We start from the raw sequence: 26294 nt of genomic DNA, 5'->3' as shown, positions 1-26294 counted from the left end.
TGTCTGTCTTGTCTCTACTCATCAGTTTTGCCGCAGCCACGGTTCTCGGATTGATGGGCGCTTATCTTGGCGGGACTTTCGGGGCGGTGCTCGGGATGACTGCCGGGATCGTCATCTCTTTTGTGATCCTGGCCAGGCGGGTAGGGCGGTGATGGCAGATAAGGTGATCTGCCTCTGTGTCATCGGCACGCGGCCGGAAGTGATCAAGATGGCGCCGGTGATCGAGCGCCTGGCGGCCAGCGACTGGGCCCGACCGCTGGTGGTCAGCATCGGCCAGCATGTCGAACTGCTCGATCGCGCAGTCGCCGACTTCGGCCTCAGCATCGATCATCGGGTGACGATTGACCGGCGTCGCGGATCCATCCTTGAAGTGGCGTCGCAGGCGATGGATCAGCTCGATGAATTTCTCGATGGGGCAGGGGCCGGCTGTGTGGTGGCGCAGGGCGACACAACGACAGTGATGGCGGCGGCCATGGTCGCGTTTTACAGGCGATTGCCCTTTGTGCATGTCGAGGCCGGTTTGCGTACCGGCGACCTTTCGGCGCCGTTTCCCGAGGAGTTCAACCGGCGGGTGGCAGCGATCGGGGCGAGCCTGCATTGCGCGCCGACGGAGCAGGCGGCACAGGCACTGCGTGCCGAGGGGGTGGCCGAGGCGGCCATTGTGCAATCGGGAAACACGGTTATCGACGCGCTGCTGGCCATGAAGGCCCGTAAACCGGCGCTGCCGGGCGATTTTCCGGCCGTTCCCCGCCCGATCCTGGTGACCGCGCATCGGCGGGAAAGTTTCGGGCCACAGATCGAGGAAGCGTTCGGTGCCTTGCGGGAGGCGGTGGACCGCTATGCCGATATCGGCCTCTATTTCCCGGTTCATCCCAATCCCAATATTCGCGCCGTGGCCCAGCGCATTCTGGGCGGGCATGAGCGGATCGTGCTGACCGAGCCGCTGGCCTATGCGCAGCTCGTTGCGGCGCTGGGTGCCTGCTGGGCGGTGGTGACCGATAGTGGTGGGCTCCAGGAAGAGGCGCCAGCGCTTGGCAAGCCGGTGCTGGTGCTGCGCGATGTCACTGAGCGGCCGGAAGCCATTGCCAGCGGGGCGGTGCGGCTCGTCGGCACGGACCGGGCACGGATTCTGGATGCGCTGGACCTGTTGCATGAAAGCGCCGATGCCTATGCGCAGATGGCGCGACCGGTATTTCCCTATGGCGATGGCCATGCCGCCAATCGTATTGTCGAAGCCATGCGGCGGAGTTTCGGCCCCGTCAGCCCCGTTGCGGGCATCCAGGAGTGACCATTCGTGCGTAAAAGTCTTTATCTGCTGCCGCTCCTGGCCTGCGCGAACCCGGCTCTGGCCGAAACGGTCACGATCACCACGAGCCTTGAGGACCATGGTTACCCCGATGGGATGATCCTGTCCGGGCGGCAATCGGCGAGCCTATACCTGCCGCTGCCGCCGGGGGTGGATGTCTCCAATGTGCGTGTGTCGCTGGATGCGCTCGCCGTGACCCCGAACCTGGCGCGCGGCAGTGTCGTGGTGCTGGTCAACGGCGTGCCGGTGGAAGCGGAACGGCTCGAGGAAAGCAGTTCGGCCCGCAAGGTGGCGCTGGAGGCGCTGGTTTCGGAAGGCGATCCGATGCGCGCGCAGGCGCTGGATGTGCGGTTCCGCGCGGATCTGATCGCCCATTCTGAAATCTGTACCGACGATTTCGACCCCGCGGATACGCTGCAGGTGCTGGCTGACACGACCGTGTCCTATGATGTCGACCTGGATGCGCTCACCACGATCGGCGATGCGCTGGCGCTGTTGCCCGGAAAGCCGCTGATCGAGGTGCCATCGCCCCTGACGCCGGAGGCGAGTGCGGCGGCATTGCAGTTGGCCGGTGCACTTGCGGCAAAGGGCTATCGCGCCGAATTCGGTGCCGAGGGTGACGGGGAGGGGCCGGTTCACCTGCGGCTGGTACAGGGCGATGACGCGGCCGGCGTGCGGCTGGAGCGCGGGGATGGCGCGCTGGTCGTGGCCATCAGCGAGAATGCCGACATCGCAGCCCTGTCGCGGCTGTGGCAGGCGGCGCCCGCTGCCCTTGCGGGGGATGACCTGACGACGGCCACCATGCCGGATAGCGCACGCGGCTCCGATAGCGGTTTCGTGCCATTTGCCAGCCTTCCCGGACCCCTGCGCGTATTGCAGACCGGCGATATCGGGCTGGATTTTGCCATGCTCGATGCGGATGGGCGTCGCGCCACCGAAGCCCGCTTGCGGCTGATGGTAGCGCCGGACTGGTCGGACGCAGAGCCGGTCGTGACGGTCTATCTCAACGGGCAGATGCTGACCGCGCTGCGGGCCGATATCGGCGAAAACCTGATTTCGGCGCCATTGCCGGACGATCTGTTGCGCCAGTCCAACCGGCTGACGGTGGTGGTGGATCGCGCCCAGAGGGAAGCATACTGCCCGGGGCCATCGCCCGGTCATGCGGTTCAGTTGATGACCGGAACCGGGGTCGACTACGACAGTGATACCCTCGGTGGGTTCGCGGCGGTCGCCAAGGCCTTCAAGCGCGGTGGCACGCTGATCTTGCCGCCGGGCGCGGCCGATGCGGACGGCACGGCATATCTGGGCCTTGCAGCGCGGGTACTGTCCGGCCTCGGGGTCGGGTCCGCCCCCGTTTCGGTTGCGTTTTCAGATGCTGATCCAGCGGCCGGCACGCCGGTGATCCGGATTGCGCCAAGCGGCATCAACGGCCTGTCACTGCCGGTTGCGCCGGGCGAGGGGCAGGAGGACGTCAATTTCTCGATCAGCCAGCCGTTGGCGAGCCTTGTCGCCGATGGTGCCAGGGAACGCCTCGACGTGGTGGTGCTGCAGGGCCAGACCATTCCTGATCCCACAAGCGTGTTCCTGGGCAATGGCAGCAAGGCGCTGGTCGGCGATCAGGGCGTGCTGTGGCAGGATGTGCGGACCGGGGCGCCATCGGCGCTGCTCGATCAGGCCCGCGATGCTTCGCGAGGCATTGTCGACATCCTGCGCGCCGAAGGCGTGTTCTGGACGATGGTGATTGCCGGCCTGCTCCTGCTTGTGGTCGCCGCGCGCGAACTCATGCGCCGCCACTTCCGCCGTCGCGCCAGAAAATGATCGAGATCGTCGTCACGCTGGTCACCTACCAGCGGGTGATCGAACTGCTTGCGGTGGGGATCACCATCCTGATCCTGTTGTCGAGCCTCGACGACCTGTTTGTCGATATCTGGTACTGGGCCAGAAATTTCTATCGCTGGTTCTGGATCCGGGCCCGCTATCCGCGACTGACCGCCGAGGCACTCGACGCCAAGGAGGAAAGGCCGATTGCCATCATGGTGCCGGCCTGGAAGGAGAGCGAGGTCATCCAGGCCATGCTCACGACCTCCAATGCCTTGATCCGATATGCGAACTACCGGATTTTCGTGGGCGTTTATCAAAACGATGCCGAGACCATGGCGGAGGTGCGGGCGGCGATGGCCCGGTTCCCCAATGTCTCCATGTCGGTGGTGCCCCGCGATGGCCCGACCAGCAAAGCCGACTGTCTCAATGTGGTTCTTGCCGACATTCTGGCGCATGAGCGCGATACAGGAACACGGTTTATCGGCATCGCGCTGCATGACAGCGAGGATGTGATCCATCCCTACGAGCTCAAGCTGTTCAACTACCTGCTGGACCGCATGGACCTCGTGCAACTGCCCGTCTATTCGTTTCCCCGCGGCCTCCACCAGTTGGTGGCCGGCACCTACATGGACGAGTTCGCCGAATGGCACTCGAAAGACCTGGTGGTGCGCGAAAGCATGACCGGTGTCGTGCCCTGCGCCGGCGTTGCGGCATGTTTCTCGCACCGGGCCATTGACGCTCTGCGCGCAGAACGGTCGGGCGAGGTTTTCTCCACCACCAGCCTCACCGAGGACTACGACATTGCCTTCCGCCTTGCGGGCATGGGCATGCGCGAGATTTTCGTGCGGTTTCCGATTTCGCTGGTTGTGGAGTCGGTGGGCCCCGATGGGCTGCCGCGCATCACGCGCCGCAACATGCCGATCGCGACAAGGGAGTTTTTCCCCGAGGACTTTCGAGCCGCATACCGGCAAAGGGCCCGCTGGCTGCTGGGCATCGCCTTTCAAGGATGGACGCAGCACGGCTGGGAAGGGAACTGGGGCTCGAAATACTTCTTTCTGCGTGACCGCAAGGGTCTGCTAACGGCGCCCGGGGCCATCCTGGCCTATTTCATCATGTTCAGCCTTGTCGTCCTGCATGGCCTCTTCCAGCTTCTGCCGGAGGTCAATCGGCCGCCCTATGTGCTGCTCGACACCGAGAACTATCGCACGCTGCTGGTGCTCAACCTGATCCTGCTGGGCAACCGGTTGGTGCAGCGCACATTCTTTACGGCGCGCATATACGGGGTAACGCAGGGGCTGATGGCCGGACCGAGAATGGTGGTGTCGAACCTGTTGAACTTCTTCGCGACACTGCGGGCCGCCTTCATCTTTTCCCGCCACAAGGCGACGGGCAAGCCGATCGTGTGGGACAAGACCACCCATTCCTATCCATTCCAGATCGGTCAGGCGCTCAAGCCTGCGGAATAGGCCGCGCTCGGCGAGCTGAGGCCGGGTAAGTCTTTGATCGATCGCGGTTTCACACCAGAAAAGTGGTGTCCATTTACCTTGAAAACGCTCTAGGATGGCGGCCAAGACGATGACGAGGGCCCTCGAGTGAACCGGAAAGTCGGGATCAAGGACATCGCCGCACGCGCAGAAGTCGCCGCGTCGACGGTGTCTCACGTGCTCAACGGCACCGCGACGATTTCCCTCGAAGTGCGCGAGCGCGTGCTGGGTGCCGCGCGTGAACTGGGCTATCTGGCCAAGCGGCGCGAGAAGGCTTCGATTGCGGTGCTCCGCAGCATCGTTCTGGCCATGCCCAGCGATACGCTGCCGAACAACCAGCACAATCTGTTCTCATGGACGCTGCTGAGCCGGCTGATGCGGGAATGTGAACGGCGGTCCATACGGGTGATCCCCGTCGAACTGGATTCTCCCAATTTCAACGGCGCCCGCCTCGTCGAGGTGGCACGGCAGGCCGATGTGGACGGCATCCTGCTGCTCAGCGATGACCGGCCCGAAATGCTGCGCGCCATCGCCAATTCGCGCATCCCCGCCGTGCTGATGAACGGTGAAGACCACGAGATGCAGATCGACAGCGTCACCCCTGGCAACAGGTTCGCGGCGCGCTTTGCCACCAACTGGCTGATCCGGCAGGGTCACCGCTCCATCATGCACCTGACCTGGGAGGGGCGCGGCACGGTCCGCCGGCGTCGCGACGGGTTCCTGGACGCCTTCCGCGACAACGATCTGTCCATGGAAACGGCCTATGTGCACTATGCCGAAGGCTATTTTCCCGACATGGGCGCCGCTGCGATCCGCCGCTGGATCGACAAGCACGAGGGGCTGGGGGGCATAACGGCCATCTTCTGTGCGGCAGACAACCTGGCCCTCGGCGTCATCCGGGCATTGCAGAGCGCAAACTTCTCGCTGCCCGAGGACGTGTCCGTGGTCGGGTTTGACGGGGTGGCGCTGGGCGACTTCACCTCCCCTCCACTGACCACTGTCAGCGTGCCACTCGACCACCTCGGTCTTTCGGCCCTGACCCTGCTGGAGCAGCGCATCGTGGCGGCTGATGCGACAATGCCGGCCAACCGGCTGGAATTGGGGTGCCGGCTGACGGTGCGCGGCAGCGTACGCCCACTCATCTGACCGCTTTGCAGTTCGCAGTGCGTGGTCGATTCCGATCACGAAAACGGCTTGTCGCGCCGGTCAGGCGATGACTTCCCGAAGGCCAAAACCTGTTCCGCCACAGCGCGGAGTCTCCACTAAGTAACTGGTTGGAGAATTTTTTCACGTCTCACCCACGACGTGAGGACACGCCTGCGTGAGCAGGTAAGGTATTGAATTTCATATCAGTCTCACCTGGACGCACGTACATCAGACTTTGCCGCTTCAGCCTCATTCTTCGGTGCGAAAATTATTTCATATTGCGCTTGGTGAAAACCACGGCAAGTATGCGGCCCGTCACGTTGATTAGAGCCAGAAAACAAGAAAATCGGCTCCGATTTATGGACGTGGCAGGGAGAGGGTGGGTAATGCAAAAAATTGCACCACATCGCTATCTGCCTCTCATGGCTGAATTTTGCGCATTGCCGCGCTAGCGGATCACGGCGCGTGAGTTGAGGAGAAGTCTATGACTGCAAATCATTGGGTCGCCGCGCTTTCGCTCGCGGCACTGTCATCTACGGCCCTGACCGTGCCGGCCTGGGCGTTTCAGGAATCGCCCATGCTGACCGAGATGGTGGAGGCAGGCAGCCTGCCACCCGTGGACGAGCGCCTGCCGGCCAACCCCACGGTGGTGAATGCCGTCAGCGTTGGCGAGTATGGCGGAACATGGCACCGCGCCTACAACGGTCCGGGTGACCGTTGGGGGCCGACCAAGCTGATGGAAGAGCGCGTGCTGAAATGGGCCGCAGACGAGAACGGCGTCGCCTATCTGGAGCCCGGTTTCATCGAGTCCTATTCGGTCAACGAGGACTCCACTGAGTTCACCTTCACATTGCTCGAAGGGCTCAAGTGGTCCGACGGCCACCCGGTGACCACCGAGGACGTCAAGTTCTGGTACGAAGACGTCTTCCTCAACTCCGCACTTGTGCCCACCATCGATCCGACCTTTGCGCCGGGTGGCGTGCCGATGCAGCTGGAAATCGCCGACGAGCGTACGTTCACCGTCAAGTTCGCCCAGCCATACGTGTACTTCCTGCAGATCCTGGCAAAGGATTCCACCGGCGAGCCGAGCCTGGATCGCCCAAGCTTCATCATGCCGAAGCACTATCTCAGCCAGTTCAACGACAAGTATGCCAGCGAGGATGAGCTCAAGGCCGCCGCCGCCAAGTACAATGTCGAGAAGTGGACCGACCTGTGGGGTTCGCGTGGTGTTGTCACGGCATGGTGGTTCAATGCGGATCTGCCCGTCATCACCGCCTGGAAAATCGAAACTCCGGCACCCGCCGAGACCGTGACGATGGTGCGCAACCCGTACTATTACGCAGTCGATCAGGAAGGTAACCAGCTTCCCTATATCGATCGCATCGCGCATCGCCTGTTCCAGGACAACGAAACGCTCAGCCTCATGGTGGCGCAGGGCCAGATCGACGCCCAGAACCGCTTCATGCAGTTGGCCAATTACACGTTCTACCGCGAGAATGAAGAGCGCGGGAACTACCACACCCTTCGCTGGATCGGTGCAACCGTCTGGTCGCTGATGCCGAACTACAACGTCAAGGACGAGGTGCTGAACGCACTTTACGACAAGTTCGAATTCCGCGAGGCGCTGCAGGTCGCCGTTGACCGCGAACTGGTCAACGAACTGGCCTATTCCGGCCTTGCCGAACCGCGCTCTGCCTCGCCGATCACCGGCTCGCCCTATTTCAGCGAGGAGCTCGAAACCTATCTGACGGAATACGATCCGGATCGGGCGGATGAGTTGCTCGACGGCCTGGGCCTGACAGAACGCGACAGCGCGGGCTTCCGCCTTCGTCCGGACGGGCAGCGCCTGTCCATCGTCATCGAGGCGAATGACGCGAGCCACTCCAAGCCTCTGGAGTTGATCGCGGAAAATTATCGCGATGTCGGCATCGAGCTTCTGGCCCGTATCATCGATCGAACCCAATGGGAGAATAATCGCCAGAACAACGACTTCCAGATGCAGTGGATGCCGTTCGACCGCCTCTCGGTCGTTCCGGCAGATCCGCGGCGGATGATGGGCGACGACGGCTTCGCCTCCGAATACTTCAAGTGGTATGAAACTGCAGGAGCCGAAGGCATAGAGCCGGCCGAAGACAACCCGATCCGCGATGTCTGGGCCGCTTGGGGAGAAGCCTCGGAAGCAGCGAGCGTCGAGGTGGCCGACCAGGCGGTCAACAAGATGATCGACACCTTTGTGCGCAACGCCTGGGTTATCGGCGTGGTGGGCGAGGAGCCGGCACCGATCATCGTCTCCAACAAGTTCCACAATCTGCGGGACGGGCTGGTGCTGGACGATGTGCATCGCGGCAAGGGCATTGCCTATCCCGCACAGTTCTGGATCGAGCAGGACTAAGTTCCACTTGGGCAGCGGGGAGGCGGTTTCCGCCTCTCCGCTCATGCTGCCGGAGCCGGCGAGGCCTCACGCCGAGCTCCATCAGGGCAGCCCGCTCAGCCTCGCGCGGCCCCGGCCGCGCAGGGCATATCCGGGCGTACCGGGCAGGGGAGACAGGTCAGACCATGGTAAGTTTCATTTTGCGGCGGGCGCTTCTCGCGATACCGACGCTCATCTTCATTTCCTTTATCTCCTTCGTCATCATCCAGCTCCCGCCTGGCGACTACGTGACGGCCTATGTCGCGCAACTGCGCCAGGCAGGTGAGTATATCTCGGCCGTCCAGGAGGCTCAGCTCCGCGAGCAGTTTGGGCTCAACGACCCCATGCTGGTCCAGTACTGGCGCTGGATCACCAATATCGTGTTCCGTGGCGAGTTCGGCTACTCGCTGGAATGGAATGCGCCGGTCAGTTCGCTCATCTGGGACCGCCTCGGCCTGACCCTGGCGATTTCCTCCGCCAGCCTGATCATCACCTGGCTCATCGCCATTCCCGTCGGCGTCTATTCGGCCACGCGCCAGTATTCCTTCTTTGATCACCTCTTCACGGTCTTCGGTTTTCTGGGCAAGGGAATTCCCGATTTCCTGCTGGCGCTGGTGCTGATGTGGATGGCCTTCGCCTATTTGAACCTCGATGTCGGCGGCCTGTTTTCGCCGCAGTATCAGAATGCGCCGTGGTCGCTTGCCAAGCTGGTGGACCTGCTCGCGCATCTTTGGATTCCGCTGGTGGTTCTGGCCACTGGTGGCGCTGCGGGCCTCATCCGCGTCATGCGCGCCAACATGCTCGACGAATTGGGCAAGCCATATGTCGAAACCGCCTATGCGCAGGGACTGTCCGAGTCGAAGGTGGTCTGGAACTACCCAGTGCGCGTTGCTCTGAACCCGTTCATTTCAACGGTAGGCTGGGCACTGCCGGCGCTGTTCTCGGGCGATGTCATCACAGCCGTGGTGCTGAACCTGCCAACAACCGGCCCGCTGCTTCTGCAGGCGCTCAAGATGCAGGACATGTATCTGGCCGGCAGCTTCATTCTCATCCTCAGCGTCTTCACCGTGATCGGTACGCTGATTTCCGACATTCTCCTGGCGTGGTTCGACCCGCGCATCCGTTACGCGTGAGGTCCGCCCCATGACAGACCAGGCCATCAATACGCCCAAGATCAAGGATCGCAAGGAAGACCTCTACACGGCGAAGCCGTGGCAACTGATCTGGCGGCGGTTCTCCAAGCACTTCCTCGCCGTCGTCTCGATGTGGTTCCTGATCCTGCTGGCACTTTCTGCTGTCTTTGCAGAATTTGTCGGACCGTATGACCCGTTCAAGGTACAGCGCCTGCGTACATTGGCGCCTCCGACCGGAATACATCTCTTTCATGAGGGCCAGTTCGTCGGACCGTTTGTCTATGGTCTGGCCCGTGAGCGAGACCCCGACACGGCGCGGGTGATCTACGAAACAGACACGGATACGGTTCTGCCAATCCAACTCTTCTATGGTGGCGACACATACCGGTTTCTCGGTCTGTTCGAGACCAATGTTCATTTCTTCGGGGTCGATGACCGGCGGGAGCAGATCAACCTGCTCGGGACCGACGACCTCGGGCGGGACGTGTTCTCGCGGCTCATCCATGGGGCGCGGATCACGCTCTCTGCGGGCATGATCGGGGTGGCATTCGCCTTCGTTCTCGGGCTGGCACTGGGCTCGATCTCAGGTTATTTCGGCGGTTGGATCGATGGGTCCATCCAAAGACTTATGGAATTCATCCGGTCCATACCGACCATTCCTCTCTGGATGGGACTTGCGGCTGCGCTGCCCATCGCGTGGGACCCCCTGTTTGTCTATGTGCTCATCACCCTGATCCTGGCGTTGATCGGCTGGACAAGCGTAGCGCGCGTGGTGCGTGGGCAGTTTTTTGCCATACGCAATGAAGACTATGTCATGGCGGCGCGCCTGGCGGGCGCGAGCGAATACCGCATCATCACCAAGCATATGTTGCCATCGATGACCTCGTACATCATCGCGGCGCTGACGCTGGCGGTGCCGGAAATGATCCTGGGCGAAACGGCGCTCAGCTTCCTTGGCCTCGGCCTCAGGCCCCCCGTCGTCTCCTGGGGCGTGCTGCTGCAGGATGCGCAGAACCTGCGGTCCATTTCCCTGGCACCCTGGCTGCTGTCCCCGGGATTGGCGGTGGTGCTGACCGTGCTGGCCTTCAACTTCCTAGGCGACGGTCTCCGCGACGCCGCGGACCCCTATGGGCAGTAAGAATATGCGTTGTTGTTCCCATCGCCGTTCCCATGCATTCCGGCGCTCCGCGTCGCCTCCCCACCGCGCTACCCTCGGGCATGACCCGAGGGCCAATTCCGGCCCGCAAACAGCTTCGTTTCGGGCTCCCATGCCGGCCCTCGGGTCAAGCCCGAGGGCAGCCCTGAGCTTGTGGCAATATCGAGGACGGGCATCATGACCACCAAGACCGCAATGGCTCAACACCCCATGCCGCCCGAACGTCTGCTCGAACTTGACAATGTCCATGTTCATTTCCCGCTGCGGGAAGGGCTGGTGAAGGCCGTCAACGGCGTTTCGTATCATGTCAACAAGGGTGAAGTGCTGGGGATTGTCGGCGAGTCCGGGTCGGGCAAGTCCATCACCGCGCGGGCCATCATGCGCCTGTTGCCCAAACGCGCGGCGCCGCCGCAGGGCACGATCCGGTTCCGGCCCCGCACGGGCGAGGATTTCGACCTGTCGGGCCTCGACCGCAACAGCCGCGCCATCCGGCAGGTGCGCGGGCGTCATATCGGCATGATCTTTCAGGAGCCGATGACGGCCCTGTCTCCCGTCCACACGATCGGGACCCAGATCATGCGCACCGTGCAATTGCACATGGGACTGAGCAAGGCCGCCGCCCGGGAACGGGCCATCGACCTCCTGGCAAAAGTGCAGATGCCGCGCCCCGCCCAGATGGTCGATGCTTATCCGCACCAACTGTCCGGCGGGATGCGCCAGCGCGCCATGATCGCACTGGCCATTTCGTGCGATCCGAGCCTGCTGATTGCCGACGAGCCGACCACGGCGCTGGACGTCACGACCGAGGCGCAGATTCTCGAGCTGTTGAAATCGCTCCAGTCGGAACTGGGCATGGCGATCATCTTCATCACCCACAACTTTGGGGTGGTGGCGGATATCGCCGACCGGGTTTCCGTGATGTATCTGGGGCGCATAGTCGAGACCGCCAGCGTCGACGACATCTTCTATGCGCCCAAGCATCCCTATACCCAGGCCCTGCTGCGTTCCATTCCGCGGCTCGGTGTCGATCAGGGGCGGCGGCTTCCGACCATTCCGGGAATGGTCCCCGATCCGTTCAGCGTGCCACCTGGCTGCGCCTTCAATCCGCGGTGCAGTCACGCCGTCGCCGGCCTTTGCGATGTCGAGACGCCACCAGAAAAGCGCTTTGGCGCACAGATGTCGCGCTGCCACATTGCCGACCAGTTTGCCCGGGAGTTCGCCCATGTCTGATCTTTCGGCGACACCAGGCCTTTCGCTGCCCGATGACGTGCTGTTCTCGGTGCGTGGCCTCAAGAAATATTTCCCCATTCATGCGGGCTGGCTCCGGAAGCATATCGGCGACGTCAAGGCGATCGACGATGTCTCGCTCGACATCAAGAAGGGCGAGACACTGGGCCTTGTGGGCGAATCCGGCTCCGGCAAGTCCACGGTCGCGCGGCTGATGCTGCGGGCCTATGACCTGACCGACGGGCAGATCCTGTTCCGCCGGGCCAATGACGAGATCATCGACCTTTCGCGCCTCACGGACCGCGAAATGCGGCCGATACGGGCCGAAATGCAGATGATCTTCCAGGATCCCTATTCCTCGCTCAATCCGCGCATGACCTTGCTCGAACTGGTGGGCGAGCCGATGACCATTCACGGCAAGGGCAATGCCGGGGAAATCCGCGACCGCGTGGCCGAATTGCTGAAGGTCGTGGGTCTGCGCCCCGAATTCATCAACCGCTACCCGCATGCCTTTTCCGGCGGCCAGCGCCAGCGCATCGGTATTGCCCGCGCCCTGGCGCTCAATCCCAGCTTCATCGCTGCCGACGAGGCGGTGTCGGCGCTGGACGTGTCGGTGGCGGCGCAGAACATCAACCTGCTGCAGGACCTGCAGGAACAGTTCGGGCTGACCTATCTGTTCATCACCCATGACCTGGGCATGGTCGAGCACATTTCCGACCGGGTGGGGGTGATGTATCTGGGGCGGCTCATGGAGGTCGCGCCGACGGAGACGCTGTTCTCAAGGCCGCTGCACCCCTATACCGAAGCGCTGATGGCTGCCGTTCCGCAGCCCGATCCGCGCGGCAATCGCACCCGCAAGCGCGTGCCGCTCAAAGGAGAGATTGCCAATGCGGCAAATCCACCTTCGGGATGCTCGTTCCATCCGCGCTGCCCCTATGCGCAGGCCAGGTGCAGTGCCGAAGTTCCGGCGCTGCGGACTGTAGAAGGCGGCCGGCAGGTGCGCTGCCACTTTGCGGAGGACCTGTCCCTTGTCGGAGCCGTGGCCTGACCATGACTGACCAGACCCTGGCGGCGCGCTATGCGCCGGTCTTCATGCTTGATCGCGCCGAGCCTTATCAACCCTATGCAGCCGGTTGGACGGTGTTTCGGACGCGCGGCAAATCGCCGTCGAGCAAATTCGAGATCGAGCCCGTTGCCGATATCGTTGTCGAATACGCCGTCTTCTACGACTGGGATATCGGCCATCTCTATGACCTGGAACATGTGTGGGTTCACATCGACGCGGATGGCGGAGTCGCCAGGGTGGAGGCGTCATCGCACGGCGGTCGCCTGGTCATGGATGCCGGGGAGGGATGGGCCGAATTCCGCAACGGCCGGCCGGTCGTCTATGTCGAGGCAGGCAAACATGCACACTGGGCCTCGCCGCACCTGATGACAGCGCCAGCGCAACGGAAGCTGGCGGCCCTGTGTGGTCCACTGGCCGGGCTTGAAGGGGTGCACCTCGACAATGATCTGGCAAAGGCCGGGCATTTTTCGGCGTCCGCAGCGGACCACCGACGCGCCCGGCTGAAAATGCAGCGGGACAGTTTTGTGCCGAGCCAGCAGTTCGTCGCTGCGGAGACGGAGCCGGTCCTCATGCCATGGCCGGACCTCGCAGCAGCCATTCCCGGCCGGGTGGAGGCCCAGTTGCAGGCGCTTGCCGAGGACAGGGCGCATCTGGCGGCGATCTTCATCGATTGCGGGGATACTCTGGTCGACGAGCGCACCGAGGTGAAGGAACCTGGAAGCGAAATTGTGCTGCGTGGCGACCTGATCCCGGGCGCCAAGGACATGATGCTGGCGCTGAAAGCGGCCGGCTATCCGCTCGTCCTGGTGGCTGATGGCCCGCGCCAGACCTTCGAGAACCTGCTGCAACAGCATGGCCTGTGGGATGTTTTCGACGCCCACATCATTTCGAGCGATATTGGCGCCTTGAAACCCGACGCGCGCATGTTCGATGCGGCGCTGGCGGCACTGGGACTCGCCCGCGATGATGCCTGGCGTTGCGTGATGATCGGCAACAACCTGTCGCGCGACATCAAGGGGGCGAATGCGCTGGGGATCGTGTCGGTATTCATGGCCTGGTCGACCTTGAGGACGCATGTTCCGGCCGATGCCAGCGAAGTGCCGGATTTCCGGATCGCGGCACCGGCCCGATTCCCGGGGCTGCTGGACAAGATCGAGGCGCTTTTGCCTTACCGTATGCCGGTGCAGCAGTCCGGCGAAACGCAGTAATCAGGCACGATCCATGCCCCAACCATTGATGACCATTGCCAGAGGCGAGAGCCTCAATGCCTGGGCCCTTTCGGCCGTCGAAGCTCGATACTTTCCCGGTGATCCGGCGCCATCCAGCGATCCGCAGAACTACAAGTATATCAATGGGTTCGTGGATGTTGGTGATCTGCCGTGCCGGGTGGCGACCTGGCGGGACGTGGCCACACGCACCGTCGAACTGCGCACCGATTGGCCGGTCGAGGCCCTCTACCTGCCGGGCAATAACCGGCGGGTGGAATTCAGCCAGTTCCGGCACCGGCCGACCCGGCTGGCCCGCTGGTGCCGGACGCGGGTGAGCAGTCGTGTCGACCGCTACTGTTCGTTTGAGCTCCGCACGCGGGGCGGCGTGCATATCTGGGTCGATGGCGAACTGGCCGGGCGCTTCGAGCCCTATACCCGCAATGCGGACCAGCGCAGCGTGGTGCACCTGCCTATCAAGGCCGATGGCAGCGATATCGTGGTCCTGACCGAGGACATGGCCGAGCGGGACACGAACTGGTTTTTCGAGCTGGTTCTGCTCGACGATGTTGCGCTAGACGTGCATCTGCCGGGGGCGAGCCTGGGCGACAAGGTGGAAGCCTTGCGGCAGTTGTCCACACAGGTGCGGCCGCGCGGCGATGTGGTTCTCGCCGATGAAAAGCTGGTGCTGGTGTTCGATACGCCGGTGCAAAATCCGGTCAAGGTGCGGGCGGTGATCGCGTCGACCTCGCATACGCGGGCCTTGCTCCTCGATGCCGAATTCGAACTGGCGCCGGGCGCGGTAGAACTGGAGTTGTGCCGTGGTGCGTCGCTGCCTCAGGGTTATCACGATCTGCGCCTGACATTTTCGGCCGGGGACAGCGTGGTCGAGAGGGCCATCGGCTGCGCGATCCTGCATCAGCCGGGGCCCGCTGATCTTGGCTTCAGTCTGGATGAGCGCAAGGCCGCGGCGCTTGCGCATGCGGCTGAGCACGGCGAGCGGCGCATGGGGCTGGTCGTGGCCCTGCTCGAAACCGGGCGGGTGGATGATTCCCGGATCACCGAGATCGTGGATGAAACCCTGCACACCATGGCCGAGCGGCACGATTGCGCCGACTTCATTGCCGTGCCTCTACTCTGGGTCTGGTATCGGCACCGGGACGCTCTCGATGCGGCGCTGAGCCAACGGATCCGGCAGACCTTGCTCGATTTCCGCTATTGGGTCGATGAGCCCGGCAATGATGCCATGTGGTTCTGGAGCGAAAATCACGCGCTGTGTTTTCATGTGGCGCAGTTGCTGGCGGGTCAGAGTCTCCCGGATGAACGGTTTTCTGCTTCCGGGCGCAGCGGGTCCGAGCAGGCGGAGCTTGCCGCGGCGCGGCTGGGGCAATGGTTCGATGCCGTCGAGGACGATGGCCTAGCCGAATGGAACTCGGCGGCCTACTATCCGGTGGATTTCATCGGCCTACTGACGCTGGCCGAACTGGGCCCGAGCGCATTGGCGAGCCGTGCCAAGTCGATGTGCGACCGGATATTCACCATGGTTGCCGTGCATACGCTGGAAGGCGTGCCGGCCGGATCCATGGGGCGGGCCTATGACAAGGAATTGCGGGCCGGGCCGCTGACCGAACTGGCACCGTTTGCGGCGGTGGCATTCGGTCGCGGCTGGCTGAACAAGGGCGTGGCCTCGCTGCCGCTGTTTGCTGCGGGGCGCTATGAACCGCCGGAGGGGCTGGGGCGCCTGGCCTGGCCGGGGCAGGGTGAGGTGATCACCGCCCGCTATCTGCAGGGATACGGGCCCGCGGCTTCGCTGGGCCTCTACAAGACGCGGCATGTGCAATTGTCCACCAATAGCGGTGCGAAGGCGGGCGGCTATGGGCACCAGCAGCATGTGATCGACCTGCGGTTTGCGACGCACCCGATGGCGCGTGCCTGGATCAATCATCCCGGCGAGGACGATCCGTGGGGCCAGCAGAGGCCGTCTTATTGGGCGGGCAATGGCGTGTTGCCGCGGGTGGGCCAGCATGAAAACGCTGCGCTCGTCATGTATCGGCTGGGCCCGGACGCGCGGCTGGGGTTCACCCATGTCTATGCGTCGCGCGCCGGGCTGATCCATCATCACCATGGTGATACGCTGATCCTTGAAGGCGGTGAGGGTTTCGTGGCCTTCAAGGCCACTGGCCCGCTGGAGGCGATTGCCAGGGGCCCGGCGGATGGGCTCGAATATCGGTGCCACGGAGCGCTCCATGGCTGGGCGGTTATCGCGGGTGACAGCGATAACCTCGCGGAGTTTGCGGCGCGCGTGGCGAGATGCCGGGTGGTCATGACAGGTGAGACATTGGCGCTGGACGGGCCAGGCCTGGCAAAGCTTGAGCTGGAATGGCGCGGGGGTCTCACCATCGACTCCAAGGCCCAGCCCCAACCGGATGGCGTGACGCCGATGGTTCAGACGAGAACGGTGTAGGAGCGGACGAACCAGATGCGCATCAAAAAGCTCGATCACCTGCTGAAACGCCTCAGGGACCGGATATTTACACCGATCGAGGCGGACTTGCCGCTGCGGTTCCGGAGGGGCCTGCCGGAGCAGCGGGCCGACATCGTGGCGCAGGATCCGGGCGCATGGGAAGCGGTGGCGGCCGACCTGGTCTGGGGTGAACCCGAAAGCTATTTCTGGTTTGCGACCGCGTTTGCAATGCCAGCAGAGGCCGACGGGCGCTGCGTCTTCCTCAAGGTCAATGCGCAGTTCGGCAATACGCGGGGACGCTCCGACCCGCAATGCCTGGTGCGGGTCAATGGCCGCATCGCGCAAGGTGCGGACGGAAATCACCAGGAAATCCTGCTTGGCAGGGCCGTGCGGGCCGGCGAGCAGGTGTCGGTGCTGATCGAGGCGGGTACGATCGAGGATCGGCGGCAATATGGGATGTCCCTGTCGCTGCTGGCGCATGACGAGCGGGCCGAGAAGGTGTTTTATGACCTCTCGGTGCCGCTCGACGTGGCGCGCCTGCTGGCGGCCGACGATCCCCGGCGGCATTTCATTCTCAACCGCGTCGATGCCGCCTTGGCAGTCATCGACTTCAGACCCGGCGACGAAGCGCGGTTCCAGGCATCACTGGACAAGGCCGAGGCGATCGCGGAGGCGATCTACGCTGCGCATGATTTCGAGGACATGCCGGTGATCACGGTCACCGGGCACACGCATATCGACGTGGCCTGGCTCTGGCGGGTGCGCGAGACACGCCAGAAGATGGCACGGTCCATGTCCACGGCCCTGGCCCTGATGGAGCAATACCCGGACTACCGGTTCATGTATAACCAGGGTGTGCTGCTGGACTATCTCAGCGAGGACTATCCGGAGATTTTCGAGAGGCTGCAGAGCAAGGTCAAAGACGGCTCCTTCGAGATCGAAGGTGCGCTGTGGCTTGAGCCCGACGCCAATATCACCAGCGGGGAATCCTTCGCCCGCCATATCCTGCATGGAGTGCGCTACCACGAGGACACGTTCGGCGTGACCCCGCGCGTGTTCTGGTTGCCCGATACGTTTGGCTATTCTGCTGCCTTGCCGCAGATGATGAAGCTGGCCGATGTCGACGTGTTCGTGACGCACAAGATGAGCTGGAACGACACCAACCGGATGCCGAACGAGACTTTCCACTGGCAGGGCATCGATGGCAGCACGGTGGCCGCCTATTTCATGACGACGCAGCCCTATACCGCCACCGGGTTCGGCACGACCTACAACGCCGATATCAAGCCAACTTTCGTCATGGGAACCTGGAAACGCCATGCCCAGCAGGCGCTGAACAGCGAACTATTCATGGTGTATGGGCACGGCGATGGCGGAGGCGGTCCGACGCGCGAAATGCTGGAGAACATCCGCCGCATGGAAAGGGGCATCCCCGGCTGCCCCAGGATCCGGCACGAGCATATGCGCCCTTATTTCGACCGGCTGCTCAAGCGCATGAACGACCGCGCCGGGGATTATCCGACCTGGGTGGGGGAGCTCTACCTCGAATATCATCGCGGTACGCTGACCTCGGTGGCCAAGAACAAGCGCAACAACAGGCTTGCCGAGCAGACCTTGCGAGAACTCGAAGTGCTCGCCGTGCTGGCTGGGGATCGTGCCGGGACGCCCTATCCGGCAGGCGAGTTGCATGGTCTCTGGCGGATTGTGCTGCTCAACCAATTCCACGACATTTTGCCCGGAACGTCGATTGGCGGTGTGTTCGATGACAGCGACCACGACTATGCCCGCTTCTTCGAGAGCGCCGACCGGCTTCGCGCCGATCTGACCGGTGTCCTGGCACAGAAGGGCGGGTTTGGCGTGCTCAATGCCCTGGGGCGCAACCGGGGCGGACTGCTCGAATTCGACGCGCCGGAGGCTTCGAGCCTAACGCTCCGCGGCGAGACATTGAGTGCTCAGGCTATCCATCGAGCCGATGGCCGGACAAGGCAGGGCGTTCTCGTCAAGAGCCTTCCGCCCGTTTCGGTGACGAGCGCGCGGCTGGGCGCACCTGTTGCCACGGGGGACAAGTCCACGCTCGCGGTTTCAGAGCGCCACCTCGAAAACGCGCTGGTTTGCGCCCGGTTTGATGATCGCGGGCGGCTGATCTCGTTTTTCGACAAGCGGACAGGCCGCGAGGCCCTTGTTGCCGGCCAACCGGGCAATCGTCTGCAGGCCTTCCGCGACATGCCGGTCGAGTATGACGCCTGGGATATTGACGACAGTTTTGAGGACCAGGTCTGGGACATCGACGATTTGGTGGATGCGCGGGTGGTCGAGACCGGACCGCACCGGGCAGCACTGCGTTTCGAATGGGCCTATGAGCGATCCAGAATCGTTCAGGTTATCGCCCTGGAAGAGGGGAGCGACCAGATCGACATCGACTGCTTCGCGGACTGGCGGGAGCACGACACCCTGGTGAAGACGGCGTTCACGCTGGATGTGCTGGCCCAAGACAGCACGGCCGAAATCCAGTTCGGGCATGTCCGGCGGCCTGGACACGCCAACACGTCCTGGGACCAGGCGCGGTTTGAAACAGTGATGCATCGCTGGCTGGATGTTTCCGAGCCCAATTTCGGCGTCGCGTTCCTCAACGACTGCAAATATGGCTACGACTTGCGGGGAAAGACAGTCAGGCTCACCCTGCTGAAATCTCCGGTCTATCCCTGGCCCGAAGCGGACCAGGGCGAGCATCATTTCCGCTATGCGCTGGCGCTGCATCACGGGCTTTTTGCGGCCGATATCCCGGCACGCGCGGAAGCCTTCAACCTGCCGCTCAGGCTGGTTCCGGGGAACGCAGAGTCGGATGCAGCCCGGCCGCTTCTGCAGGTTTTGGGCAGTGGGGTGACTTTGGAGGCGCTCAAGCAGAGCGAGGATGGCAAGGGCCTGATCGCCCGGCTGTGGGAGACGCATGGGCGCGCGGGCGAGGCCGTCGTCGTGCTGCCCGAGGGCACGCAAGGGGCCGAAATCGTCAATCTGCTCGAGCGCAAGCCTCAGCCACTGGTCATTGAAGATGGAAGAGTGACGCTCGACCTGTCGCCATTCCAGATCGTGACGCTCAAACTGACGCAAGGGGCGGCGGCGTGACGGGGGAGGCTCCGGGTGAGCGGCCGGGTATTTGGCTGAAGGGGGACTGGCACCTCCATTCCCGGCACAGCACCGATTCCACGAATAATCCGCTGTCCAAAATCATCGGTTTTGCCGAGCGCCATGGGTTCGACTACCTGGCCATAACTGACCATGACGTGCATGTGCTGGGGGCAGTGGCGAGCCACACCTGGGCAGACCCGGAATTTCATTCGGATCGCGTGCTGCTGTTCCATGGCGCCGAGCTCACGGCCAATCGCGGCCACATCAACATTCTCTCGACCGGGCCCTATGATCACCAGCGGGTGTTTGACCATCGCGATGCGCGGGACTGGGACCTGCTGGCGCTGAAGCGGGAACTGGGCGTGCATTTTTCCGCCAATCATCCGAGCACCAAAAACCATTATGGCTTTTCGTTCGACCTGGCGGATTCTGTCGAAATCTGGAACGGGAGCGTGTGGCCCAAGAACGTGCCGGGCGTGCGCATCTGGGACGACATGCTCAAATCCGGGCGGATGATCGGGGGACGCGGGGGCAGCGATTCCCATCATGGCGTTCCGGATGTGCCCGAATGGACCACGGCGCAATCGGTCGAGGCCACCGCGAATTATGTTGGAACGCCAACGACCTGGACCTTTGCGCGGGAGCGGTCATTGCCTGCGATCCTCGAGGCGATGGCGGCTGGGCGCGGTTCGGTCAGTTCCAACCCGTTCAATCCGCGGGTCGAACTGGTCGCCGATCACGATGGTGACGGCATCATGGACATGATGATGGGCGACAATGTCCGGGCGACGGGCGGCCCGGTGACCTTCGAGGTGCGCCTCGTGGGCGGCGGCATTGCCGGGACAATCTACCGGGTACGCGTGGTGCGCGACCGGGATGAGTTCGCGACCCTGCTGACCGATCCGGTGACCCGGAGCGTCCGGTTCTTCGACACGCCCGAGGTCGGCCAGCGCCACTACTATCGCGTCGAAATCGAAGGTCCGCAGGTGCCTTATCCGGAGGTGCCCAATTCCATGGCCCTCAGCCAGAACATGGTGGCGCTCTCCAACCCGCTGTACTTCAACTACGATCCGGACTTTTAGGGGAACAGGATCAAGCCCCACGCGGGGTTCGATGAAATGGTCGCGGATCAGGCTAAATGACTCATGCCTTTATAGCTTGCCTCAAGCACGAGATGAACGGCAGTCAAATCTTCGAAATAGGGGTAGGATGCAGCTCCTTCGGCATATCTGAAATTCAACCCCTTATGGCTCGGGTGTAGGACTGCGACAACCTTCTTCATCCCCTGAAGTTCGAAAGAGAACCCGTGTTTCTCGGCATCATCCATGAGCTTCTGAAGATCGTGTCCGTAGTCAGCGGGGTCTGCACCGATGACATCCCTGAGAAATGCTTTGAGGTAGAGCTCTACCGCGAAACCGAGGTTGAAGTAGTATCCTAAAAACAGCGCGAGCTGCTTCTCGTGCTTGGGGCGGATGTGCGGCCTTGCCAGTGTCGCCATATCTTCCATTGCGGCTGCAGCGCGATACAATTCCTGTGCGGTTGAAACTGACTGCGTTCTATGCATTTTGCTCCCCTTGTCCCATCCATCTCACATGGATTAGGTGGTCCTGTCACGTGAAGAGAAGCCGCCTAAGTTCCACTCTGTGTCGCATTGGTTCGTAAGGGGTGCCAGTGAAATCAGAGGGTTAGCCGCGCATCAAACTGCAATATGAACGGCAGCCGTCTGGTGTAGGCGATTCACTAGATCACTAAGATCATCTTGATTTCGATGGTGCCGGCAGCAGGGTTCGAACCCGCGACCCCCTGATTACAAATCAGGTGCTCTACCAACTGAGCTATACCGGCACTGGGCAGGCGTTTAGCATCGGTTCGGCGGAGCGGCAACATGGATTGCGTGGATTTGGTCGAGCCGGGCGGGGCAGGGAACTTTTATTCTGCCCATGTGGCTTCGGGCGCACTTTGGCTGGCCTTGAAAAGCGTGGCGAAGGAGGGTTTGGCACCAGCGTGCGCCTTGCCGCACTATTTTGCCCCAAGCCTTTGTATGCCCAGTGTTTCCGGCACTTTCCGGCTTGAATGAACATAGGCCGGAAGGATAGGTGTGACCCACGAGCCATGCAGCCGCATGGTGATTGTGAGGCGTGCCGGCGTGACCCAAGACAGACTGACCCATCTGCAGGCCCTGGAGGCCGAGAGCATCGAAATCCTGCGCGAAGTCGCGGCCAGTTTCGAGCGGCCGGTGATGATGTATTCGATCGGCAAGGATTCGAGTGTCCTTCTGCATCTGGCGCGCAAGGCGTTCTTTCCCAGCAAGATCCCGTTTCCGCTGTTGCATGTGGACACCACGTTCAAATTTCGCGAGATGATCGCGTTCCGGGACAAGACGGCGGCAGACTATGGGTTTGACCTGATCACCCATACCAACCAGGACGGGGTTCGGGACGGCATCAATCCGTTTGATCACGGGTCCTCGCGCTACACCGACATCATGAAGACCGCAGCGCTGCGCCAGGCGCTCAACGCCGGAAAGTATGATGCGGCCATTGGCGGCGCGCGTCGCGACGAGGAGAAGAGCCGCGCCAAGGAGCGCGTGTTCTCCCATCGCAATGCCAGCCATGCCTGGGACCCGAAGAACCAGCGACCCGAGTTGTGGCGAACGTTCAATACGCGGCTCAATCCGGGCGAGAGCATGCGGGTGTTTCCGATCTCGAACTGGACCGAGCTGGACGTGTGGACCTACATCTATTCGGAAAACATTCCGATCGTGCCGCTCTATTTCGCGCGGCCGCGTCCGGTGGTTGAACGCTCTGGCACCCTGATTATGGTCGATGACGAGCGTTTGCCGCTGGCACCGGGTGAGACGCCGCGCGAGGAGATCGTGCGGTTCAGAACACTCGGCTGCTATCCGCTGACCGGTGCGATCCGCTCGGGCGCGGCGGATCTGCCGTCCATCATCATGGAAATGCAGGCCAGCCGGACATCCGAGCGCGAAGGCCGTTTGATTGACAGCGATTCCGTCGGCTCGATGGAGAAGAAGAAGCAGGAAGGCTATTTCTGAGATGAGCGTAGCCACTGCAACTGCACATACCGACCTCGACCTTTGGCTGGAACAGCAGACCGGCAAGTCGCTGCTGCGTTTCCTGACCTGCGGCTCGGTCGACGACGGCAAGTCCACCCTGATCGGCCGGCTGCTCTATGACAGCCAGCTCATTCTCGACGATCAGCTGGCGAGCCTCAAAAAGGAAAGTCACAACCGGACGGTGGGCGACGAGGGGATCGACTTTTCGCTATTGGTCGACGGGCTCGTGGCCGAGCGGGAACAGGGTATCACCATCGACGTGGCCTATCGGTTCTTCTCGACCGACAAGCGCAAGTTCATCGTCGCCGACACGCCGGGCCACGAACAATATACACGCAATATGGCCACCGGCGCGTCCAATGCCGATCTGGCGCTGGTGCTGATCGATGCCCGCAAGGGCGTGCTTACGCAGACGCGGCGGCATTCCTTCATCCTGTCGCTGATCGGGGTGAAGCATGTTGTGCTGGTGGTCAACAAGATCGACCTTGTCGATTATGACCAGGCCACCTTTGAGCGGATCGTGGGCGAATATCAGGCCTTTGCAGAACCGCTAGGCTTCAAGACCCTCGCGGCAGTCCCGGTTTCCGCCCTGCGAGGCGACAATATTCTCACGCCAAGTGCGCGGACGCCGTGGTTTACCGGCACGCCGCTGGTGCCCTATCTCGAAACCATCGACGTTTCGGAGGACAGGACCACCGAAAAATTCCGGTTTCCGGTGCAGTGGGTCAATCGGCCGAACCTGGATTTCCGCGGGTTCTCGGGAACCCTGGCGGGCGGTTCGGCGCGCGTGGGTGACGAGGTGTTGATTGCATCCTCCCGCAAGCCGGCTGTCATCAACCGGATCGTGACCATGGACGGCGATCTCGACCGGGCGATTGCCGGGCAGGCGGTGACGCTGGTGCTGGACCGCGAGGTGGACATTTCCCGCGGCGATGTGCTGACCCATGCCGGGGAGACGCCGGAATTCTCCAATCAGTTCCAGGCGCGTGTGGTCTGGATGAACGAGGAAGCGGCCTATCCGGGGCGTTCCTATCTGCTCAAGATCGGCGCGCAAACTGTACCGGCGACCATTACCGACTTGAAATATCGCACCAATGTCAACACGTTGGAGCATTCAGCTGCGACAAAGATTGAGCTCAACGAAGTGGCGACGGTGACCATTGCCACCGACAAGCCGGTGGCATTCGATCCCTATGCCACCAATGCCCGGACGGGCGGGTTCATTCTGATCGACCGCATCTCCAATGCGACGCTGGGCGCGGGGACCATCGAATTCGGCCTGCGCCGCGCGCAGAACCTGACCTATCAGGCTTTCGATGTGAACCGCGAGGTGCGGGCCCGGCAAAAGGGACAGGCGGCGCAGATCGTGTGGTTCACCGGGCTTTCCGGTTCCGGCAAGTCCTCGGTCGCCAACCTGCTCGAAAAGCGCCTGACTGCCGAAGGGCGGCACGCCTATATCCTCGATGGCGACAATGTTCGCCACGGCCTCAACAAGGATCTCGGCTTCACCGAGGCGGCGCGTGTCGAGAACATCCGGCGCGTCGCGGAGGTCGCAAAGCTCATGGCCGATGCCGGGCTGATCGTGCTGGTCTCGTTCATCTCACCATTCGAGAAGGAACGGCGGCTGGCTCGCGAGATCGCCGGAGACATCACCTTCACAGAGGTCTTTGTCGACACGCCTATCGAGGTGTGCGAGGCGCGTGATCCGAAGGGGCTCTACAAGCGGGCCAGGGCAGGTGAAATCAAGAACTTCACCGGTATCGATTCTCCGTTCGAGCCCCCCAGCACACCGGAACTCGTGCTGCACGGTGCCGAGGCCGAACCGGTCGCGCTGGCAGACGAACTCCACGCATTCCTAAAATATTGAGGGCAGGGGCATTGCGGCTCTGGGAATGATCAGGGCCTGCTGATGCATTCTGTCAGCAGGCCCACTTAACTGAGCGGTTGTTCGACCGATCAGCGGAAGATTGATTTTCCTTCATGCGTCCATCGCTCCGGCAAAAGGCTATCGCCGTCTGCAATCGCAAGATTGCGCAAAAGGGCGCCGATGTCGGCGTGTCCTTCTATGCGTTCTTCGCCAACAGGAATGACGATCCCGAATTGCTGCTCGAGGCGGCGACGTGGTGGATATGGACCCACAGGCTTGACCATTTCGAGAAGGCTGTACGGATTCGCGACATGCTTGAACGTGGCGTATAGGCCGTTCACGTCCGGCCGAATTCGTCCTCAACGCGGATGATATCATCCTCGCCAAGATAGGATCCGGTCTGGACCTCGATCAGTTCCAACTCGATCTTGCCGGGATTGGCCAGTCGGTGCAGGCAGCCCTGGGGTAGGTAGATCGACTGGTTCTCGGACAGCGTGGTGACTGTGCCGTCGATGGTCACCTCGGCCGTTCCGCGCACCACGATCCAGTGTTCGGCGCGATGGTGATGCTTTTGCAGGCTGAGCTTCTTGCCGGGTTTGACGAAGAGGCGTTTCACCTGGAAGCGGTCCCCCTGCAGCATCGAGGTATAGCCACCCCAGGGGCGGTAGGCGGTGCGGTGAATTTCTGTCAGGCCGAGCGTTTTCGGGTCGTCCTTGAGGCGTTTGACAATGTCGCCGACGCTCTGTGCGCGGTCCAGTCGCCCCACGTAAACGGCATCGTAGGTCGCGACCACGGCAATACTGTCGAGGCCGCTCACCGCAACATGCGCGTGGTCCGTCAACACCAAGGAATTCTGGACCTCGTCGAGCGTGATGGCGCCGTGGGTAACGTTGCCGGGGCCTTCGTGTTTGCCGGTTTTCCAGACCGCGTCCCAACTGCCCAGATCCGACCAGGGAAAGTCGACGGCCACCATGGCTGCCTTGTCGGTCTTTTCAAAGATGGCGTAGTCCACCGAAATATTGGGCGCGCGCAGAAAACTTTCCTCATGCAGACGGACAAAATCGAGGTCAGTCCGCGCCAGGCTGACGCCGTCTCGCGCGGCGAGAAGAATGTCGGGGGCAAGGCGTTCGCACTCCGCCAGAAAGGCACCGGCCCCGAGCATGAACATGCCCGAGTTCCAGAAGTAGCCGCCCTCGGCCAGCATTTCTGATGCGCGCGCGGCGTCAGGCTTTTCCACAAAGCGCTCGATTCGCGCTGCGCCATCGCCCGGGGCAGCAGCCGACTTGATGTAGCCGTAGCCGGTTTCGGGATGAGTTGGCTTGATCCCAAAAGTGACCAAGCGCCCGTCGCGGGCGGCTGCAATCGCGGCGTCCAGGCTTTGCCAGTAGGACGCATCGATGGTGACGAGATGGTCGGAGGGCAGGATGTGCAGCAGGGCACGCGGTCCGTAGGTCTTGTCGACATAGGCCGCGGCGGTGGCGATGGCAGTTGCCGTATTGCGGGCGGCCGGTTCGAGGAGGATCGCCCCGGGTGCTTGGCCTACTTCTTCGGCCTGTTCGGCGACAATGAAGCGATAATCGTTGTTGGTCAGCACCAGAGGCGGATGATAGCGGCTACGATCCGAGACCCGCTCCAGAGCTTGCTGATAGAGGCTGGAATGCCCGGTGAGCGGAAGAAACTGCTTCGGTCGTGCCGACCGCGACATGGGCCAAAGACGCGAGCCCTGTCCGCCCGCCAAAATGACCGGAACGATTGGTTCGACCAAAATCATCTGCCCCCTTGCGATCTGCTTTTCCGGCACCCTAAC

At 62.3% G+C, this 26294-nt stretch carries 18 protein-coding genes and 1 tRNA gene; 16 read left to right on the top strand and 3 right to left on the bottom strand.

Going from position 1 to position 26294, the window contains the following annotated elements; genetic code table 11:
* The first annotated feature begins 151 nt into the window (after window positions 1-151).
* The 13 genes from wecB (at window position 152) to KIT02_RS04850 (ending at window position 20626) form a co-directional block, all read left to right on the top strand.
* On the top strand, window positions 152-1288 hold the full coding sequence (gene wecB / locus KIT02_RS04910) for a UDP-N-acetylglucosamine 2-epimerase (non-hydrolyzing) (RefSeq protein ID WP_297582956.1): 1137 nt from the start codon (window positions 152-154) through the stop codon (window positions 1286-1288).
* A gap of 6 nt (window positions 1289-1294) precedes the next feature.
* The gene (locus tag KIT02_RS04905; protein ID WP_297582954.1) at window positions 1295-3124 is read left to right on the top strand and encodes a cellulose biosynthesis cyclic di-GMP-binding regulatory protein BcsB; all 1830 of its coding nucleotides are present in this window, start codon (window positions 1295-1297) and stop codon (window positions 3122-3124) included.
* Window positions 3121-4593 (top strand): glycosyl transferase family protein, encoded by a 1473-nt coding sequence (locus KIT02_RS04900; protein WP_297582952.1) that lies wholly within the window; start codon window positions 3121-3123, stop codon window positions 4591-4593. Before KIT02_RS04905 ends, KIT02_RS04900 begins: the two co-directional genes overlap by 4 nt.
* 126 nt (window positions 4594-4719) lie before the next feature.
* Window positions 4720-5757 carry a LacI family DNA-binding transcriptional regulator gene (locus KIT02_RS04895; protein ID WP_297582950.1) on the top strand — a complete coding sequence of 346 codons (1038 nt, stop codon included), beginning with the start codon at window positions 4720-4722 and terminating at the stop codon, window positions 5755-5757.
* A 484-nt stretch (window positions 5758-6241) separates the two neighbouring features.
* On the top strand, window positions 6242-8149 hold the full coding sequence (locus KIT02_RS04890) for an ABC transporter substrate-binding protein (protein ID WP_297582948.1): 1908 nt from the start codon (window positions 6242-6244) through the stop codon (window positions 8147-8149).
* Window positions 8150-8313: 164 nt separating this feature from the next.
* Complete coding sequence (locus KIT02_RS04885) at window positions 8314-9300, top strand: ABC transporter permease (RefSeq protein ID WP_297582946.1); 987 nt, start codon at window positions 8314-8316, stop codon at window positions 9298-9300.
* A 10-nt stretch (window positions 9301-9310) separates the two neighbouring features.
* Window positions 9311-10438, top strand: a complete 1128-nt coding sequence (locus KIT02_RS04880) for an ABC transporter permease (protein ID WP_297582944.1) — start codon at window positions 9311-9313, stop codon at window positions 10436-10438.
* Between the two features lie 195 nt (window positions 10439-10633).
* Entirely contained in the window at window positions 10634-11686 is a 1053-nt protein-coding gene (locus KIT02_RS04875) for an ABC transporter ATP-binding protein (protein ID WP_297582941.1), read from the top strand.
* Entirely contained in the window at window positions 11679-12731 is a 1053-nt protein-coding gene (locus tag KIT02_RS04870) for an oligopeptide/dipeptide ABC transporter ATP-binding protein (protein ID WP_297582937.1), read from the top strand. The genes KIT02_RS04875 and KIT02_RS04870 overlap by 8 nt, the downstream gene beginning before the upstream one ends.
* Before the next feature lie 2 nt (window positions 12732-12733).
* The gene (locus tag KIT02_RS04865; protein ID WP_297582934.1) at window positions 12734-13957 is read left to right on the top strand and encodes an HAD family hydrolase; all 1224 of its coding nucleotides are present in this window, start codon (window positions 12734-12736) and stop codon (window positions 13955-13957) included.
* Between the two features lie 13 nt (window positions 13958-13970).
* On the top strand, window positions 13971-16418 hold the full coding sequence (locus tag KIT02_RS04860; protein ID WP_297582932.1) for a hypothetical protein: 2448 nt from the start codon (window positions 13971-13973) through the stop codon (window positions 16416-16418).
* Window positions 16419-16433: 15 nt separating this feature from the next.
* Window positions 16434-19541, top strand: a complete 3108-nt coding sequence (locus KIT02_RS04855) for a glycoside hydrolase family 38 C-terminal domain-containing protein (RefSeq protein ID WP_297582930.1) — start codon at window positions 16434-16436, stop codon at window positions 19539-19541.
* Window positions 19538-20626, top strand: coding sequence for a CehA/McbA family metallohydrolase (locus KIT02_RS04850; RefSeq protein ID WP_297582928.1), 1089 nt, complete (start codon window positions 19538-19540; stop codon window positions 20624-20626). The genes KIT02_RS04855 and KIT02_RS04850 overlap by 4 nt, the downstream gene beginning before the upstream one ends.
* Before the next feature lie 47 nt (window positions 20627-20673).
* Here the strand turns inward: KIT02_RS04850 and KIT02_RS04845 are convergent, their stop codons facing one another.
* Both KIT02_RS04845 and KIT02_RS04840 read right to left on the bottom strand, forming a co-directional pair.
* A complete protein-coding gene (locus KIT02_RS04845; protein WP_297582926.1) occupies window positions 20674-21108 on the bottom strand; it encodes a hypothetical protein in 435 nt (144 codons plus the stop codon).
* 205 nt (window positions 21109-21313) lie between these two features.
* Window positions 21314-21389: transfer RNA gene (locus KIT02_RS04840), tRNA-Thr, on the bottom strand.
* Between the two features lie 301 nt (window positions 21390-21690).
* Here KIT02_RS04840 and cysD point away from each other — a divergent pair.
* The 3 genes from cysD to KIT02_RS04825 all read left to right on the top strand — a co-directional run bounded on the left by cysD (window position 21691) and on the right by KIT02_RS04825 (window position 24819).
* Complete coding sequence (cysD, locus tag KIT02_RS04835; protein WP_297582924.1) at window positions 21691-22599, top strand: sulfate adenylyltransferase subunit CysD; 909 nt, start codon at window positions 21691-21693, stop codon at window positions 22597-22599.
* Window position 22600: 1 nt separating this feature from the next.
* Window positions 22601-24487 carry a sulfate adenylyltransferase subunit CysN gene (gene cysN / locus KIT02_RS04830; protein ID WP_297582921.1) on the top strand — a complete coding sequence of 629 codons (1887 nt, stop codon included), beginning with the start codon at window positions 22601-22603 and terminating at the stop codon, window positions 24485-24487.
* 113 nt (window positions 24488-24600) lie between these two features.
* The gene (locus KIT02_RS04825) at window positions 24601-24819 is read left to right on the top strand and encodes a DUF6500 family protein (protein WP_297582919.1); all 219 of its coding nucleotides are present in this window, start codon (window positions 24601-24603) and stop codon (window positions 24817-24819) included.
* A gap of 5 nt (window positions 24820-24824) precedes the next feature.
* Here the strand turns inward: KIT02_RS04825 and KIT02_RS04820 are convergent, their stop codons facing one another.
* Window positions 24825-26252, bottom strand: coding sequence for a mannose-1-phosphate guanylyltransferase/mannose-6-phosphate isomerase (locus KIT02_RS04820; protein ID WP_297582917.1), 1428 nt, complete (start codon window positions 26250-26252; stop codon window positions 24825-24827).
* Window positions 26253-26294: the final 42 nt, after the last annotated feature.

This window comes from Devosia sp. (genome assembly GCF_025809055.1).
Taxonomy (GTDB): Bacteria; Pseudomonadota; Alphaproteobacteria; order Rhizobiales; family Devosiaceae; genus Devosia.
The sequence above is the reverse complement of the archived record's forward strand: the minus strand, read 5'-3'. Positions and strand labels throughout refer to the sequence as shown.

What these genes read in the sequence shown, in the direction of transcription:
- wecB (WP_297582956.1), top strand. Translation starts at nt 152, where the DNA reads ATGGCAGATAAGGTGATCTGCCTCTGTGTCATCGGCACGCGGCCGGAA.
- KIT02_RS04825 (WP_297582919.1), top strand. Translation starts at nt 24,601, where the DNA reads ATGCGTCCATCGCTCCGGCAAAAGGCTATCGCCGTCTGCAATCGCAAG.
- KIT02_RS04870 (WP_297582937.1), top strand. Translation starts at nt 11,679, where the DNA reads ATGTCTGATCTTTCGGCGACACCAGGCCTTTCGCTGCCCGATGACGTG.
- KIT02_RS04875 (WP_297582941.1), top strand. Translation starts at nt 10,634, where the DNA reads ATGACCACCAAGACCGCAATGGCTCAACACCCCATGCCGCCCGAACGT.
- KIT02_RS04855 (WP_297582930.1), top strand. Translation starts at nt 16,434, where the DNA reads ATGCGCATCAAAAAGCTCGATCACCTGCTGAAACGCCTCAGGGACCGG.
- KIT02_RS04890 (WP_297582948.1), top strand. Translation starts at nt 6,242, where the DNA reads ATGACTGCAAATCATTGGGTCGCCGCGCTTTCGCTCGCGGCACTGTCA.
- KIT02_RS04865 (WP_297582934.1), top strand. Translation starts at nt 12,734, where the DNA reads ATGACTGACCAGACCCTGGCGGCGCGCTATGCGCCGGTCTTCATGCTT.
- KIT02_RS04900 (WP_297582952.1), top strand. Translation starts at nt 3,121, where the DNA reads ATGATCGAGATCGTCGTCACGCTGGTCACCTACCAGCGGGTGATCGAA.
- KIT02_RS04860 (WP_297582932.1), top strand. Translation starts at nt 13,971, where the DNA reads ATGCCCCAACCATTGATGACCATTGCCAGAGGCGAGAGCCTCAATGCC.
- KIT02_RS04880 (WP_297582944.1), top strand. Translation starts at nt 9,311, where the DNA reads ATGACAGACCAGGCCATCAATACGCCCAAGATCAAGGATCGCAAGGAA.
- cysN (WP_297582921.1), top strand. Translation starts at nt 22,601, where the DNA reads ATGAGCGTAGCCACTGCAACTGCACATACCGACCTCGACCTTTGGCTG.
- KIT02_RS04845 (WP_297582926.1), bottom strand. Translation starts at nt 21,108, where the DNA reads ATGCATAGAACGCAGTCAGTTTCAACCGCACAGGAATTGTATCGCGCT.
- KIT02_RS04885 (WP_297582946.1), top strand. Translation starts at nt 8,314, where the DNA reads ATGGTAAGTTTCATTTTGCGGCGGGCGCTTCTCGCGATACCGACGCTC.